This window comes from Xanthobacter pollutisoli (assembly GCF_040044995.1).
In the GTDB taxonomy this organism is placed as follows: domain Bacteria; phylum Pseudomonadota; class Alphaproteobacteria; order Rhizobiales; family Xanthobacteraceae; genus Xanthobacter.
Genome location: NZ_JBDZDP010000002.1, coordinates 40,237 through 55,746, shown reverse-complemented (window position 1 = coordinate 55,746; position 15,510 = coordinate 40,237). Strand labels below are relative to the sequence as shown.

Annotated in this window: 16 protein-coding genes; 6 read left to right on the top strand and 10 right to left on the bottom strand. The window is 69.7% G+C overall.

The features are described 5' to 3' along the window. The first annotated feature begins 174 nt into the window (after window positions 1-174). Window positions 175-1,353, top strand: coding sequence for a UbiH/UbiF family hydroxylase (locus tag ABLE93_RS05620; RefSeq protein WP_348838542.1), 1,179 nt, complete (start codon window positions 175-177; stop codon window positions 1,351-1,353). Window positions 1,354-1,363: 10 nt separating this feature from the next. Here ABLE93_RS05620 and ABLE93_RS05615 read toward each other — a convergent pair whose 3' ends face one another. Together ABLE93_RS05615 and ABLE93_RS05610 are read right to left on the bottom strand one after the other, a co-directional pair. Then, window positions 1,364-2,323, bottom strand: a complete 960-nt coding sequence (locus ABLE93_RS05615; protein ID WP_348838541.1) for an AEC family transporter — start codon at window positions 2,321-2,323, stop codon at window positions 1,364-1,366. An 88-nt stretch (window positions 2,324-2,411) separates the two neighbouring features. After that, window positions 2,412-3,227 carry a gamma-glutamylcyclotransferase family protein gene (locus ABLE93_RS05610; RefSeq protein WP_348838540.1) on the bottom strand — a complete coding sequence of 272 codons (816 nt, stop codon included), beginning with the start codon at window positions 3,225-3,227 and terminating at the stop codon, window positions 2,412-2,414. Between the two features lie 138 nt (window positions 3,228-3,365). Between ABLE93_RS05610 and ABLE93_RS05605 the strand changes: the two genes are divergently transcribed. Then, entirely contained in the window at window positions 3,366-4,406 is a 1,041-nt protein-coding gene (locus ABLE93_RS05605; RefSeq protein ID WP_348838539.1) for an HpcH/HpaI aldolase/citrate lyase family protein, read from the top strand. Between the two features lie 188 nt (window positions 4,407-4,594). Next, complete coding sequence (gene hspQ / locus ABLE93_RS05600; protein ID WP_348839327.1) at window positions 4,595-4,918, top strand: heat shock protein HspQ; 324 nt, start codon at window positions 4,595-4,597, stop codon at window positions 4,916-4,918. A 170-nt stretch (window positions 4,919-5,088) separates the two neighbouring features. On the opposite strand, the gene ABLE93_RS05595 is transcribed toward hspQ, so the two are convergent. Beyond that, a complete protein-coding gene (locus ABLE93_RS05595) occupies window positions 5,089-5,910 on the bottom strand; it encodes an invasion associated locus B family protein (RefSeq protein WP_348838538.1) in 822 nt (273 codons plus the stop codon). Between the two features lie 323 nt (window positions 5,911-6,233). Between ABLE93_RS05595 and ABLE93_RS05590 the strand changes: the two genes are divergently transcribed. Next, the gene (locus ABLE93_RS05590) at window positions 6,234-8,060 is read left to right on the top strand and encodes an extracellular solute-binding protein (RefSeq protein ID WP_510182980.1); all 1,827 of its coding nucleotides are present in this window, start codon (window positions 6,234-6,236) and stop codon (window positions 8,058-8,060) included. A 4-nt stretch (window positions 8,061-8,064) separates the two neighbouring features. Here the strand turns inward: ABLE93_RS05590 and ABLE93_RS05585 are convergent, their stop codons facing one another. Then, the gene (locus ABLE93_RS05585; RefSeq protein ID WP_348838537.1) at window positions 8,065-8,556 is read right to left on the bottom strand and encodes a hypothetical protein; all 492 of its coding nucleotides are present in this window, start codon (window positions 8,554-8,556) and stop codon (window positions 8,065-8,067) included. A 377-nt stretch (window positions 8,557-8,933) separates the two neighbouring features. Here ABLE93_RS05585 and ABLE93_RS05580 point away from each other — a divergent pair, with 377 nt between their 5' ends. Then, window positions 8,934-10,049, top strand: coding sequence for an SH3 domain-containing protein (locus ABLE93_RS05580; protein ID WP_348838536.1), 1,116 nt, complete (start codon window positions 8,934-8,936; stop codon window positions 10,047-10,049). Between the two features lie 10 nt (window positions 10,050-10,059). On the opposite strand, the gene ABLE93_RS05575 is transcribed toward ABLE93_RS05580, so the two are convergent. Both ABLE93_RS05575 and ABLE93_RS05570 read right to left on the bottom strand, forming a co-directional pair. Next, the gene (locus ABLE93_RS05575) at window positions 10,060-11,346 is read right to left on the bottom strand and encodes a DNA polymerase IV (protein ID WP_348838535.1); all 1,287 of its coding nucleotides are present in this window, start codon (window positions 11,344-11,346) and stop codon (window positions 10,060-10,062) included. 26 nt (window positions 11,347-11,372) lie between these two features. Beyond that, complete coding sequence (locus ABLE93_RS05570; RefSeq protein ID WP_348838534.1) at window positions 11,373-11,699, bottom strand: DUF3572 domain-containing protein; 327 nt, start codon at window positions 11,697-11,699, stop codon at window positions 11,373-11,375. A gap of 95 nt (window positions 11,700-11,794) precedes the next feature. On the opposite strand from ABLE93_RS05570, the gene ABLE93_RS05565 reads away from it, so the two are divergent. After that, on the top strand, window positions 11,795-12,178 hold the full coding sequence (locus tag ABLE93_RS05565; RefSeq protein ID WP_348838532.1) for a response regulator: 384 nt from the start codon (window positions 11,795-11,797) through the stop codon (window positions 12,176-12,178). Window positions 12,179-12,716: 538 nt separating this feature from the next. Here the strand turns inward: ABLE93_RS05565 and rpmG are convergent. The 4 genes from rpmG to ABLE93_RS05545 all read right to left on the bottom strand — a co-directional run bounded on the left by rpmG (window position 12,717) and on the right by ABLE93_RS05545 (window position 15,510). Further along, a complete protein-coding gene (gene rpmG / locus ABLE93_RS05560; protein ID WP_203192095.1) occupies window positions 12,717-12,884 on the bottom strand; it encodes a 50S ribosomal protein L33 in 168 nt (55 codons plus the stop codon). Between the two features lie 183 nt (window positions 12,885-13,067). After that, a complete protein-coding gene (locus tag ABLE93_RS05555; protein ID WP_510182979.1) occupies window positions 13,068-14,243 on the bottom strand; it encodes an MFS transporter in 1,176 nt (391 codons plus the stop codon). A gap of 10 nt (window positions 14,244-14,253) precedes the next feature. After that, entirely contained in the window at window positions 14,254-14,988 is a 735-nt protein-coding gene (locus ABLE93_RS05550) for an NUDIX hydrolase (RefSeq protein WP_348838530.1), read from the bottom strand. 6 nt (window positions 14,989-14,994) lie between these two features. Further along, a complete protein-coding gene (locus ABLE93_RS05545) occupies window positions 14,995-15,510 on the bottom strand; it encodes a DUF983 domain-containing protein (RefSeq protein WP_348838528.1) in 516 nt (171 codons plus the stop codon).

Sequence of the window (15,510 nt, the reverse complement as noted above, 5' to 3'; positions counted from 1 at the left end):
TGAGCAAATCCGGTGAAGCCGCAACCCGGCCCATGGCCGGCGGCGGGGAAACGGAGCGGGCGTGCCGGCGTTGCAACATCACGATCGGGCGCGACAGGGCGCGGCACCGGTGCGCTTTCCCGGGCCGGCTGCAGGCTCTAGTGTCCGCGGTGCGCACGAGGCGAGGAGAAGGCGATGGAGCACGACGGCTTGCATGAGGTGGTCGTGGTGGGCGCAGGTCCCGCCGGCCTTGCCACCGCCATCGCTCTCGCCGGCCGGGGCGTGTCGACCGCCCTCGTCACCGGCCCCGACCGCGGCGCCGACCACCGCACCACGGCGCTGCTGGAAGGCTCGGTGCGCATCCTGGAAGGCTTCGGCCTGTGGTCGCTCATCGCCGAGCGCGCCGCGCCGCTGCGCGACATGCGCATCGCCGACGCCACCCGCCGGCTGGTGCGCGCGCCCGAGGTGACGTTCCGCTCCGCCGAGATCGGCCTTGAGGCCTTCGGATACAACATCGAGAACGACGCCCTTCGCGAGAGCCTGCTCGCCGCCGCCATGGAGCAGAGCGGCCTGCATATCGCCCGCACGGCGCTGGAGCGGCTCGATCTTTCCGGCGAGGCCGCGACCCTGCACCTCGCCGACGGCCACACCCTGCGCGCCCGCCTGGTGGTCGGGGCGGACGGGCGCCAGTCCACGGTGCGCACGGCGGCGGGCATCACCATGCGCACCCGCGCCTATCCGCAGGTCGCCTTCACCGCCACCGTGCGCCACACCCGCCCGCACGAAGACACGTCCACCGAATTCCACACCGAAAGCGGCCCTTTCACACTGGTCCCCCTGCCGGGCGACCGCTCGTCCATCGTCTGCGTCGTGACCGACCGGGAGGCCGTGCGCCTCCTTGGCCTCGACGATGCCGCGCTGGCGCGGGAGCTCGAGGCGCGCGCCTCGTCCGTCCTGGGACGATTCGAGATGGTGGGCGGGCGCGGCGCCTTCCCGCTGGCGGCTGAGACGGCAGAGACTTTGGTGGGCGAGCGCGTCGCCCTGGTGAGCGAGGCCGCCCACGTGATGCCGCCCATCGGCGCCCAGGGTCTCAACCTTGGCCTGCGCGATGCCGGAGCCCTGGTGGAGATCGTGGCGGGCGCCGTCGCCGCCGGCCGCGACCCCGGCAGCGCAACGGTGCTGGAGCGCTATGCCGCCCACCGCAAGCGCGACATCTCCGGCCGGATGACGGCGGTGGACCTGCTCAACCGCTCGCTCCTGTCCGATCTCGTGCCGGTGCAGGGGGTGCGCGGCTTCGGCCTCTATCTGCTGGACCGCGTCGGCCCCCTCCGGCGCAAGCTGATGCGCCTCGGCATCGGCGAGCGGGCGGCCTGAGGCGCTTGGCTCAGGGCAGCAGCGAGAGCGGAATGAGCTGCTCGCGCAGCAGATAGAGCATCAGCGTCACCGTCACCACCGACGACAGGGTGCCGAGCAGCACCGCTGTGGAGGCCTCCTCCACGAACACATGGTACTGCCGCGCCAGCACGAAGGCGTTGAGGGCGGGCGGCAGCGCCGCCATCAGCAGCAGCGTCTGCGCCCATACGGGGGAGAAGGGCCCGAACAGCGACAGGCTGACAAGGGCGATGGCCGGGTGGACGAGGAGCTTCAGCGCGAGGAGCGGCCCGAGCTCCACCGGCACGCGGGTGAGCGGCCGCAGCGCCACCGTGACCCCCAGAGTGAAGAGCGCGCAAGGGGCGGCGGCATTCTTCAGGAAATCCAGCATGCGTGAGAGCGCGTCCGGCTCGCGGAACTCGATGGCCGCGGCCAGCACCCCCAGCAGCGTGGCGATGTTGAAGGGATGGGTCAGTACCCGCTTGGCGATGAGGCCGAACGTGTGGAGAAGGCTCTCCCCCTTGCCGCGCATGGCCATCAGCAGCGGCACCAAAGTGAAGAAGAAGACGCTGTCACAGGCGAAGATGAGGGCCGCCGGCGTCGCCGCCTGGGCGCCGAGCGCGGCGAGGGTGAGGCCCGGCCCCATGTATCCCACATTGGCATAAGCGCCGACGGTGGTGGCGATGGCCGCCTCGCCGATATTGCCCCGCCGCGCCCACAGGCCGATGCCGAGGGCGACCATCGCCGTGGTCGCGGTGGAGGCGACCACCGCAAGGATGAAGGCCGGGTTTGCCAGTTCGTGGAACGGCGTCTGCGCCACGATGCGATAGAACAGCGCTGGCAGGGCCACATAGATGATGAAGAAGGACAGCCACGCCAGCCCGGCCTCCGGCAGCCGAACCCGGCGGCCGCAGAAATAGCCGAGGAAGATCAGGCCGAAGAAGGGAAAGGCGAGGCCGAAAAGGTCGCTCATGGGGGCCGAAGGTCAGGACGGAGGAGGCAACGCGCCACCGCCCCTTCCTAGTCAGGCGGGCGCGCGATGAAAAGCCATGGCGTGTGCCTCAGCGGGGCACCGCCGGCTGGGCGGCCATGAGGTGACGGGCGGCGTAGAGCTCGGGATAGAGGCGGTTGCGGAACTGGCTCGCCGCCGGCTCCACCGTGGCGAGCAGGCGGTCGATGGCCCCGGCGTCCTCGGTCTCCGCCCAGGGCCGGCGCGGGATGGGGCGGTCGTTGAGCCAGAAGGGGCTCCAGTCGAACGACGTCTCGATCAGTTCGCGCGCGAAGGCCGGCCCCTCCGCCAGCGCGCCCTGGAGCACCACGTCCACATAGGACTGCACCAGGGGATAGTCGGCATCCGCCACGTCCGACCCTTCGCCGGCATCGCGCCGTGCCCGCGGCTGGTAGATCCAGACCCGCCCGCCCCGCGGCAGGCCCTGCCAGCCGACGGGCTCGACGAGGGCGGGGTCCAGCTCCACGCGGTCGTAACCCGATTCGCGCCGGTCGAACGCCGCCATCTCGTCGGCGCCCGCCACGGGGAATATCACGCCGTTGATGCTGGACGCCGCCTCTCCCGCCCGCGGGGGGCGCAGGCCGAGGGCGGTGAAGCCCACCCCGCCATGCCCGCGCGCCACGAAGCCGCGGATCAGGCCGAAGCGGGACGAGATGCGCGCCGGCACCGCGCTCACCCGGCGGCCCGAGGTGGCGGTGCGCGACGGCTCGCTGATGAGGGTGCCGTAGCCGAACAGGAAATCCGTGGGCTGGCCCGGCATGGCCTCGCCCCAGAAATCCCGGGCCGCGGCCGGACCACTGGCGAGGGAAGGAGCGGCGGCGAGGCCGAAGCTGGCGAGCCCTAGGAGTGCACGGCGTCTGGAGATCATCGGCTCTCGCTCACCTGCTGTCGTGGGTCGCTCGGTTCCGGCGCGGGTCAAGTTGCACCGGGAGGCGAGCTATGCTGCATTGCAATCAAGAAGTCCTGCGGCTGGCACCGGCCGGCCGCATGAACGTTCGGGGGACACATGAAGCTGCCGCGCCAATTCTTCAAGCCGCTCGCCATCGGCGCACCCGCACCTTACCGCGAGCTGCCGGTGCGGCTGGAACGGATGATCCATTTCGTGCCGCCGCACCTGGAGAAGATGCGCGCCAAGGTGCCGGACATCGCCAAGCAGGTGGACGTGGTGCTGGGCAATCTGGAGGACGCCATCCCGTCCGACGCCAAGGAGGCGGCGCGCAAGGGCTTCATCGAGATGGCCAAGGCCACCGATTTCGGCTCGACCGGCCTGTGGACCCGCATCAACTGCCTCAACAGCCCGTGGGTGCTGGACGATATCGTCGAGACGGTGAGCGAGATCGGCAACAAGCTCGACGTCATCATGCTGCCCAAGGTGGAAGGCGCGTGGGACATCCACTACCTCGACCAGCTGCTCGCCCAGTTGGAGGCGCGCCATTCCATCGAGAAGCCCATCCTCATCCACGCCATCCTCGAGACCGCCGAGGGCGTGAAGAATGTGGAGGAGATCGCCAGCGCCTCCCCGCGCATGCACGGCATGAGCCTCGGCCCGGCCGACCTTGCCGCATCCCGCGCCATGAAGACCACCCGCGTCGGCGGCGGGCATCCCGACTACAAGGTGCTGGCCGATCCCGACGGCGACAAGCCGCGCGTCGGCTACCAGCAGGACCTGTGGCATTATACCGTCGGCAAGATGGTGGACGCCTGCGCCGCCAACGGCATCAAGCCTTTCTACGGCCCGTTCGGCGACTTCGCGGACCTCGCCGCCTGCGAGAGCCAGTTCCGCAACGCCTTCCTCCAGGGCTGCGTCGGCGCCTGGTCGCTGCACCCGACCCAGATCGAGATCGCCAAGCGCGTGTTCTCCCCCGATCCGGGCGAAGTGTCGTTCGCCCTCAAGATCCTGGAAGCCATGCCGGACGGTGCGGGCGCGGTGATGATCGACGGCAAGATGCAGGACGACGCCACCTGGAAGCAGGCCAAGGTGATCGTCGATCTCGCCCGCATTGTCGCAGCCAAGGATCCGGAAATGGGCAAAGCCTACGGATTGTGAGACACTTGGGTAACGATCGTCCGCGGTGACGGGTGCCGCGGCGCCGTCCGGGACCGGACAGGAACAGGATGAGGCGGGATATGGCAAGTCAGGAGAAAGCGCACGCAAAGCCCGCCGGCGCCGCGCCAGTGCTCGACGGGACCCCCGGCGAGCGGCTGCCGCCGGCGGCGGCGGACCTCGGGTCCGGCATGAGGCAGGCGAAGTTTCGCATCGGCGAGGTGGTGCGCCACAAGCACTTCCCCTTCCGGGGCGTGGTGTTCGACGTGGATCCGGTGTTCGACAACACCGAGGAATGGTGGCTCTCCATTCCCGAGGAGATCCGCCCCCACAAGGACCAGCCCTTCTACCACCTGCTCGCCGAGAATGCGGACAGCGAATACGTCGCCTACGTCTCCGAGCAGAATCTCGAGCGTGATCTCTCGGAAGAGCCGGTGCGCCACCCCAAGGTGACCGAGGCCTTGTCCGACGATGGCGCCGGCGGCTGGCGGGTGCGGCCCGATCTGGTGCACTGAGTCGCAGGCGTTTCGCCGGACGTTCGCGTCCGCGGGGTTCGCGGCGGCGCGTGTAGGCATCTGGGGCTCGCTTCATCCGAACCCGGGCAGATACAAAAAAGGGCCGGCTGCATCAGCCGGCCCTTTTTGCTGGGGAGAGGGGCTGGAGCCCTCTCCCGATTACCTGAGGATCACTGGCCGCCCTGCTTGGCGCGCTCCAGCTCCTGGCCCTTCTTGAGGAGGGCCGCCTTGCTCTGCTCTTCCTGCTGCTGCTGGGCGGCGCGCGCCTCTTCCATCCGCTTGCGCTCCTGCTCGAGCGCCACCTTGGCGTCCATGCCCGGGCCGTCATAGGCCTTGCCGAAATCGGCGTTGGAGATGGGCAGGGAGAGCGTGCGGCCGGTGCCGTTCACCATCTGCAGATAGACGGCATTGGCCTTGCGGAACTTGGCGACGAAGGCGCCGTCCACTTCCAGGTCGCCGATGCAGGTGGCGCCGCCGCCCTGGATGGGCTGGCACAGCACGAAGGGGATGTTCACCGGATCCTTGTCCAGGGTGATGCGCAGGCCGGGCTGGAGGCGCATGCCGAGCGGCACCGAGATGTTGACGCGCTTCTTCGGCTCGTCCTGAAGCTCGATGATGTCGACCTTGGCGATGGCCTGGTTCTCGACGCCGAGCACCTGGGTCAGAACGCAGACCTGCTTCTTCCGCTCGGGGATCTCCTGGCAGATCTTCTGCCACGGCGAGGCGGAGAACTTCACGTCCTGCTCACCCTGGGGCTGACCGGGCTGGGCCTGCTGCGGAGCACCGGCAGCCGGGGCGGCGGGCGCCTGCGCGGCCGGCTTGGCCGGAGCGGCCGCAGGCGCGGCGGGCTTGGCGGCCGGCGCCGCAGGCTTGGCGGCGGGTGCGGCGGGCTGCGGCTGGGCCTGGGCAAAGGCCGGCCCGGCGAGCGCCACGGTGATGAGCGTCGCGGCGACAGAGGCCGATAGACGCGCGATGGATTGGGTCTTGGTCATTGTGGCCTTTCCTGTCGTCTCAGCCGCCGGGCTCCAGCCCGCCCGCGCGCATGCGCACGCCGGAGCGCCCCGCCCCCCTCTCGGACACCGGCTCTCTCAAGCCCAATTAAGGCGAGAAGGTGACGGAACCGGACAGCGGCTTCATATCGGGCGACGTGTGCTACCTTGCGGACGAATACGGCCAACTAACGGCGCGGCCAGCGGATTGCGCGAATTCGTGCCGCTACGGCACGCCGATCCACACCTCGTGCGCGCCCACACCTTTCATGAACCGGCGGCAGCCCAAGCTGGGCCGGGGGCGGCGCGAAGCGGGGACGGGGTCCATGAAATCCTTCTGCAGCCTGAGATTGCGGCGGGCGTCCTGCCTGCTGCTGCCGGCTGCGCTCTGGCTGGCCGCGGTCGGACCCTCCGCCGCGCAGGCGCTCGACAGAGCCCCGGCCATCTCCATGCGCGGGGCGCCGGACCTCGCCCCGGACTTCACCGCCTTGCCCTATGCCAACCCGGACGCACCGCAGGGCGGGCGCCTCACTCTGTCGCTGCTCGGCACCTTCGACAGCCTCAACCCCTTCATCGTCAAGGGTTCCGCACCGCTCTTCCTGCGCGGGTCGGTGACCGAGAGCCTGATGGCGCGCTCCCTCGACGAGCCCTTCACCCTCTATCCGCTCATCGCCCGCACGGTCTCCACCGATGCCGCGCGCTCCTACGTGGAATTTGAGCTCGATCCCGCCGCGCGCTTTTCCGACGGCAGCCCGCTGACCAGCGCGGACGTGATTTTTTCCTTCGCGCTGATGCGTGACGCCGGCCGCCCCAACCACCGGCTCTATTATGGCAAGGTCGCTAGGGCGGAGGCGCCGGACGCGCACCGGGTGCGCTTCACCTTCACCGAGCCGGACCCGGAACTGCCGCTCATCATGGGGCTGCTGCCGGTGTTCTCGCAGACGGCCACCGAACGGGAGCGATTCGAGGAAACCTCGCTCACGCCCCTGCTCGGCTCCGGGCCGTATCGGGTGGCGCAGGTCAATGCGGGTGCGACGGTGACGCTGACGCGCAATCCCGACTATTGGGGCCGGAACCTCGCCTTCAACCGCGGGCTCTATAATTTCGAGCGGCTCGACTACATCTATTTCCGCGACGCCAACAGCGAGTTCGAGGCCTTCCGCAAGGGCCTGGTGGATGCCCGTTTCGAGGGCGATCCGGGCCGCTGGGAGACCGGCTACGACTTCCCCGCCGTGCGCTCGGGCGAGGTGGTGAAGGAGATGATCCCCACCGGCACGCCCAAGCCCTATTCCGCCTTCGTATTCAACACCCGCCGCCCGCTCTTCGCCGACATCCGGGTGCGGCAGGCGCTGATCGAGCTGTTCGATTTCGAGTGGCTGGACCGCAATTTCTACCATGGCCTCTACCGCCGCACCGCGAGCTTCTTCGAGGGCTCCGAGCTCGCCAGCACCGGTCGGAGCGCCGATGCGCGCGAGCGGGCTCTGCTTGCCCCCTTCCCCGGCTCGGTGGTGCCCGACGTGCTCGCCGGCACCTATCGCCCGCCGGTGTCCGACGGCTCCGGCCGCGACCGCACCCGCCTCAAGGGCGCCCTCGGCCTGCTGGAGGCCGCCGGCTTCGTGCTGCGCAAGGGCGCCCTCGTGGAGGCCGCCAGCGGACGCCCGTTCGCCTTCGAGCTGATGGTGGTGACGCGCGACCAGGAGCGCCTCGCCCTCGCCTGGCAGGCGCAGCTGAAGCGCGCGGGCATAAGCCTCGCGGTGCGCATCGTGGACGCGGTGCAGTTTGATGCCCGACGCGGTGCCTTCGACTTCGACATGATCCCCTATGCCTGGGGCCAGTCCCTGTCGCCCGGCAACGAGCAGGCCTTCTATTTCGGCTCGGCCGCCGCCGACACGCCGGGCACGCGCAACTACATGGGCGTGAAGTCGCCGGCGGTGGACGCGGCCATCGCTGCCCTGCTGGCCGCGCGGGAGGAGGAGGACTACATCGCCGCCGTGCGGGCGCTGGACCGGGTGCTGATCTCCGGCGCCTATGCGGTGCCCCTCTTCCACACCCCCGGCCAGTGGCTCGCCCGCTGGACACGGATCGAGCGGCCCAAGCGGGCCGCCCTCTACGGCACCCTGCCCGACACGTGGTGGCACGCGGACGGCCGCTGACGTCTCAGGCCGGCAGGCGGGTGACCGGGCGGCTGCGCACCGCGACGAAGCCGAACCAGACGAACAGCGCCAGCACGATCGCCTGCGCGATGGCGAACGGCGGCTCCGATTGGGTGGGCGCGGCGGCGGCCAGCGCCGGCACCTTGGCGAACGCCTGCGCCACCGCGACGAATACCAGAAGATAGAGGCTCGCCACCGCCGTGCCGGCATAGATCCCGCGCCAGACCCCGGCCCGGGCCGCCCCATAGAGCGCATAGGCCGCCACCGCCAGCACCGCGATGGCGATGCCCCCGACCACGTGCGACGGCTTCAGCCCATTGAAAGGAAAGAGATATCCGGTGGCGCTGGTGAGAAAGGCGAGACCGAGGAAGGCGCCCGTAAGGGCCGGCCCCGCCATGCCGCCGCGCATCAGCGCGAGGGTTACCGGTATGCCAAGCACAATGGCGATCAGGCTGAGCCAGGTGTGAAAGCCCACGAGCGTCGTCGGATCGAACATGCCAGCCCCCGCTGTGTTTCAGCAATCATGCGCGCCGGTAAGGCAATTTGCACCCTTGAAATGGAACAATGCGACGTGCGTTCGACCGTGGTGCGATGACATGGATCGCACGGGCCGAGCGCGGGGCCCGAAGATCGACGCGCGCTTGATTCGCTGGCGCGTGCCGGTAAGCTGAGCGGGATGCCGCAAGGGCAAATAACGGCCGCATTTCGCGGTCAGTCTCCGCGCCGCTTTATGCGGTCATGTCGGCGATGTGCGCCGGCGAATGGAAGGAGTTCGGCCGGGATCGTCAGGAAGGGATGGTCCCCCCGCTCTGGTTTTCAGCCTCGGCCCCGCGCCAGAACTGGCGCTCGCGGTCCGACGGGGAGGTGAAATCCATGGCTCGCCTTGGACACGCGGCGCGCAGACGGAACGAATTCGAGGGCGATCCGCGCGATTACGCGCAGGCGCCGCGGCCGGACGTGGTCGAGTTCAATCCCAAGCGGATGGACGGTGCCCCCACGGCTGGGGCGCGACCCGACGCCCGACCTTCCGCTCCCGCCGCGGCCCAGCCTTCGCCGGCCAAATACGCCGCAAAATACGCTCCGGCGCGGCAGGCGCCGACATCCCCCGCGACCAAATCCCCGGCTTCGAAATCCCCAAACCCGCAAGGCTCGGCTTATGCCGCCACCTATGTGGCCGCACGGCGCATGGATGCCGTAAGGCTGGATGCCGACCGCGTCGAGACGCCCCGCGATCACGCGCAGGACCATCGCCCCACCCTCCCCTCCCGCTCTGGCGCGGCGGAGCGGGCCCGCCGTCCGTCCGTGCGCAAGGCGTCCGAGGGCCTCCTGCTGTGGCGGGTGCTGGGCGTCTCCGCCGCCGTCATGATCCTCGGCATGGGCGGCGTGCTGGCATTTCATCTGGTCACCCCCGGTGGTCCCGGCATCACCGTCGCGGCGCCCACGCCGGCCCCGGCACCCCGGCCGCGGCCGATCGCCGACGCCGTTCACACCCAGTCTGCCATGAAAGTCGCGTCCATCCTGGGCTCCGCCGGGGACGCGTCGGCCAGGCCCGTCAGTCCCGCCGCTGCGTCCACGGCGGCTGCCACGCCCGTTGCCGGCCCGGCCGCCGCGCCGGTCGATGCCGGCCCCACCGATGCCGACTTCGCCCGCCCCGCCTTCCTCGAGCCCCTTGCGGGCGACGAGCCGGAGGAGGCGGCTGCCGCGCCGACCACGGTTGCCCTCGCGGACGTGGAGCCGCTTGAGGACGCCGTGCCCCTGCCGACGCCGCGGCCGTCGAAGATGACGCCGGCGAACGACGATGACGACGACGCACGCTCCGCCCGCATCCGCTCGGCGGTGACGCTGCGCTCCGGCCCGCGCCGCTCCGCCTCGGCCATCGGCACGCTCGCCGCCGGCACCAAGGTGAAGCTCTATTCCTGCAAGACCTGGTGTGAGGTCGCCTCCGCCGACAAGCGCGGCTACGTCTATCGCGCCTCGGTGTCGCGTTAGACCAGCGCCTTCAGCGTTTGCGGTTGCGCCGGTCGGTCGTCGCGTCGAGCAGGATGCCCCGTGAGACGGCAGCCCTGCCGAATTTCGCCCGCAGGCTGTCCATGGCCGCCTCCGTCGCCTTGAGCCGCTGGGTGGTGGTGTCCACCAGGTCCGCCGGGTCGGCATCGGCAATGGGGCCGAGGTCGGAGACGCCGACGCCGATCAGGCGGAACGCCGTGCCGTCCGTCTCCTTCACCAGCAGCTCGTGGGCCGCCGCATGGATGCGCGCCGCCAGGCAGGTGGGCGCCTCCAAGGTCCGCGATCGGGTGCGCAGGCGGAAATCGGCGGTCTTCAGCTTCAAGGTGACCGAGCGGCCTGCGATGTCGGCGCGCTTCAGCCGCTCGCTCACCTCCTCGGCAAGGGCGTAGAGGGTCTGCTCCAGCGGCCGCAGGGCTGCGATGTCCTTGTCGAAGGTGGTCTCGGCCGACACGCTCTTCGCCTCGCGCCGCGGCTCCACCTTGCGGGTGTCGAGGCCGAAGGCGAGCCGGGCCAGGCGCAGGCCTTCCGCCCCGTAGCGCCTTGCGAGGTCGGCCCGGTCGGCCCGCTGGAGATCGCCAATGGTGGCGAAGCCGTCGCGCGCCAACCGCCCGCCGAAGGCCGCGCCGACGCCCCAGATGAAGGTCACCGGACGCGGCGCCAGAAAATCCGCCGCCTCCGCCTGCCCCAGCACCGAGAAGCCGCGGGGCTTGTCGAGGTCCGAGGCGATCTTGGCGAGGAATTTGTTGGCCGCCAGACCCACCGAGACGGTGATGCCCACCTCGCGCTCCACGTCTCGGGCAAAGCGCGCGAGGGTGCGGGCCGGGCTCATGGCGTGCAGCGCCTGCGTCCCCGACAGGTCGAGGAAGGCCTCGTCGATGGAGAGCGGCTCCACCAGCGGGGTCAGCGCCTGCATGCGGGCGCGCACCTCGCGGCCGACGCGGACGTACTTCTCCATGTTGGGCTTCAGCACCACAGCCTGCGGGCACAGGGCCAGGGCCTTGAACATGGGCATGGCCGAGCGGACCCCGTGGATGCGGGCGATGTAGCAGGCCGTCGACACGACCCCCCGCTTGCCGCCCCCGATGATGAGCGGCACGTCGGCAAGGCTCGGGTCGTCGCGCTTCTCCACCGCGGCGTAGAAGGCGTCGCAATCCACGTGGGCGATGGAGAGGGTGTCGAGCTCGGGATGGCGCGCGATCCGCGGGCTGCCGCAGGCTGAGCAGCGCAGGCCGTTCGGGGCGTCGGCCAGGCAGTCGCGGCAGAAGCCGGGCCCCGTCATCGCGCCTGTCTCACGACAGCCGTGCCCTACATGGGCCGGCGCAAGGCGGCGTCGGGATCCGCCGGCGGGGCGAGAATGTCGTGGGCGCCGACCACATGCTTCGGCTCCAGCCCCTTCTCGGCGGCGAAGGCGAGCAGCATGGGCTCATCGGAGATGAGGAAGGCGAGCACACCGGCGCCGAAATCGCGACGGCCCGCCGCCTCCCGCAGGGTGGCAGGGCTGAGGCCCGTCTCGGCGAGGAATCGCACCAGGCGCTCGCCGTCGGCGGCGATGAAGGCGAGAGCCGCCACCGCCACCTCCTGCGCCGCCTCGCGCTGGGCCTTGAGGCCTCTCGGTTTGTCCTGAATGGGCATTTGCGCTTCCGCAAGGATTGGGGTCTAGCTGTCGTTCGCATTCCAGCACGTTCGCAGCGTGCTGCGAAGGGCAGGCGGGGGTCGGGGGACGGGCGATGGCCGCAACAGGCACGACCAAGACAGTGATGATCGTGGAGGACAACGAGCTCAACATGAAGCTCTTCCACGACCTGCTGGAGGCGCACGGCTACCGGACCGTCGAAACCCGCTCGGGGGTGGAGGCGGTGGAGCTCGCCCGCGCCAACCGTCCCGATCTCATCATCATGGACATCCAGCTCCCCGAGATCTCCGGCCTCGACGTGACGCGCAAGCTGAAGGCCGATCCCGAGCTGCGCGCCATTCCGGTGGTGGCAGTGACCGCCTTCGCCATGAAGGGCGACGAGGAGCGGATCCGCGCCGGGGGCTGTGAGGCCTATCTCTCCAAGCCCATCTCGGTGGCGAAATTTCTCCAGACGGTGCGCCAGTTCGCCGGCGGCTGAGGGGCCCCTTCGCAGCCGGGAGAAGGTCCGCAGGGCGAATCGCCGGCCTTCCCCTTTCGGCGCGTTGTGCTAGTCTTCAAGCCTTGCAGATGCGAAGCGGAAGACGCGCGGTCACTCTCGGCCGCGACAAGAATGCCGGCCCCTCCTCACGTCGGGATGCGGGGCTTTGGCGTCTTCCGGTTCCCGACAACCCTACGGAGTGCTCAGGTCCGCCGCATCTCCTGGGTCCGTGGGGTTTGGCCGGTGGGTGAGCTTTGCGGGAGGCCTCCCCGCTTGCTCCCCGCCGGCCATCCTACCCCTGCCGGCTAGCCGCTTCCGATCGCGCTACAGATCTTCGTCCGGCCTTCCCGTCCGAGACTCAAGGCCGATGGATCACGCGTCGACGCGTGATGGGGCCCGGCAAACTCCTGACCTCTCGCGCAAAAAAGAAGGGCGCCTTGCGGCGCCCGTCAGTCACGATGAAGTCTGGCCACTCTCGGCGGCAATCATGGCGATCGCGCGGCACGTCCCCCCGTCGGGGATCACGCGCCGCCGCGGCTCACTTGATCTTGGTCTCGCGGAACTCGACGTGCTTGCGCGCGACCGGGTCGTACTTCTTCAGCACCAGCTTGTCGGTCTTGGTGCGGGAATTCTTCTTGGTGACGTAGAACACGCCCGTGTCCGCCGAGGACAGGAGCTTGATCTTGATGGTAGCAGCCTTGGCCATGTCTTGATCCCTGGGTGCCGCGTGCGGCGCGCGACCGTCCGGTTGAGCGAGGACCCCGAGGTCACGCAAACCTTGAGGTTGCGAAAAGAAGAACGGACGCGCTGCCGGTCCCGGCGGCTCGTGGGGGCGGAAACTCTCCCAACGCGCCGCCAATGTCAAGGCCTGCAACCCATCCAGGCCAGCTCAGGGCGCCCGCGGCCCGCGCATCGCCAGCCGCACCGCCACCACGGACGCATACATGGCGAGGATGCCAAAGATGACGAAGGCGAAGCCGTACGGGTTGTAGAGCTTCATGCCGAAGCCGGCTGCGGGCGGCCCGACGATGAGGCCCACCGAGTAGAGCATCACGAAGGCCGCATTCGCCGCAGCCAGATCCGCCCCGTGGAAGCGTTCGCCGAGATGGGCGAGCCCCACGGTATAAAGCGAGCCGACGACGCCGGTGGAGAGGAAAATCATGCCCAGGAACAGCGGGCTGGAGACTTCCACGAACGGCAGGATCAACGCCCCCAGCGCGCCCCCCAGCGAACAGATGAGGAGCAGCACGCGGCGATCCACCCGGTCGCTGATGAGGCCGAGCGGGATCTGGAAGGCGACGTTGCCCAGCACCGCCGCGGTCAGCAGCAGCGCCGCGTTGGTGTCGGTCAGTCCCAACCGCAGGCCATAGAGCGGGAGGAAGGTCATCACCGCAGTCTCGATGGCGCCGAACACCAATGCCGCCAGCACCGCCGAGGGCGAGCGCCGGACAAAAGTGAGCACGCCGTGGTGGTCGCCATTGTGGATGCGCGGGGTGATTCCGTGGGCAAGCAGGATGGGGATCGCCCCGGCCAATAGCACGACGGCACCGGCGAGATAGGGCGCCCAGCCTGAGGCGCCGAGCACGCTGAGGATGGTTGGGCCCAGCGCCGCCCCAAGGGACAGCGCCGTCGCGTAGATGCCCATGATGAGCCCGCGCCGTCCCGGCGGAGCCAGGGCATTGATCCAGAATTCGGAGACCGCGAACAGGATGCACAGCGCCGCCCCAAAGGCGAAACGCAGCGGAAACCACAGGACGAACGACGGCGCCGCCTTGAAACCCACGAGGCTCGCCGCGGCGAGCACGATGGCCCCCACCAGCAGCGGCCGCAGGCCCAGCTTGCGCACCAGCAGCGGCACGAACGGCGCGGTGGCGATGGTGGCGACGCCGGCCACGGCCGTGTTCACGCCGATCCAGAAGCTGGAGATGCCGCGCGATTCCAGCTCGAGGGCCAGAAGCGGGATGGAGAGGCTGATCCCCACCCCCACCACGGTGATGGCGGAGATGGCGGCGGTGATGGAGGCCGTCCGGCTCATGTGGCTGAGCGGCCTGTCGGGAGCGTGCATCGTGTCGGTATCAGTCCAGAAGGGTGCGGACGAACCGTCCGTGGCGCCAGGCGTAGAACGGAACCGGCAGGTGTGCACCAAAGCCGGCGTCGATGCGACCGGCCAGTTCCTCCAGCACAACGCGCGTCACGGCCGGAAGGTCCTGCGTCTCGGTTTCCTCGAAGGTGAGCCAGGCGAGCTCGATGAGTTCGGAGTTTTCACCCACCAGCCCCGGCACCTCGTCACAGACCGCGCCGGCATCGGCCGCGAAGAACCGGGTGTCGAAGCGACGCGGGCGGCGCGGCGGGGTGATGGCCCGGGCAACGTAGCTCAGCGCGCCGAGATCGGGGAACACACCGCGCTCCTCGAACACCCGCCACTCGTCGCAGGGCGCGCTCGGCGCGCCGAGCTCGCGCGTGCCCACCAGAAGGCCGGTTTCCTCATACATCTCGCGGATTGCCGCTGCGGCAAGGCCACGGGCGCGGCTGAACGTCGGGCGCTGCACCTTGGCCATCAGGCGCCGCTCGCTGTCGGCATCGAGCACGCCATAGACGGGCATGGCCCGGTCGGCCTTTTCCAGCCGGCCGCCGGGAAAGACGAACACGCCGGGGAGGAACTTGAGCTTGGGGTGCCGCCGCCCCATGAGCACGCGGGGCTTCTTCGCCTTGCGGTCGATGAGGATCAGGGTGGCGGCGTCGCTGGGGCGGACGTTCGGGAAATCCTGACGGCGCTCGCTCTTGGTCAGGCGGGTGGCAAGGTCGGTCATGGGGTCTCAGCGGGTGGGACGAACGGCGCGGACCACGGGCCGGACCACCCCTTCCGGAGGCGCCTCCCGCTCGGCGCTCAGGGGATCGAAGCCATGCATGCGCAAGGCCCATTGCAGGTTCACCAGCATGGCCTTGAGCGGCGGCAGCAGCACCAGCGACAGGATGAGCGTGAGCGGCAGCCACAGGACGAGATGAACCCACACATCGGGGCGGAACATCTCCTCCACCAGCACCATCAGCGGCACCACGATATGGCCGACCGCGAAGATCACGGCATAGGGCGGCGCGTCGTCGGCCCGGTGGTGGTACAGCTCCTCGCCGCACGTGGCGCAGAACGGAGTTACCTTGAGGTAGCTGGAAAACAGGCTGCCGGCGCCGCAGGCCGGGCACAGGCAACGGGCGCCGCGCATCAGCGCGCCCTGCACCGGCCGGGCAGGCAAAGGCGCCGCCGGCGCTTCGGCGATGATGCCGTCCGCCTGCCCCAGCTTCTTCGTCACCGTCATGCTCGTCGGCGTCGTCAC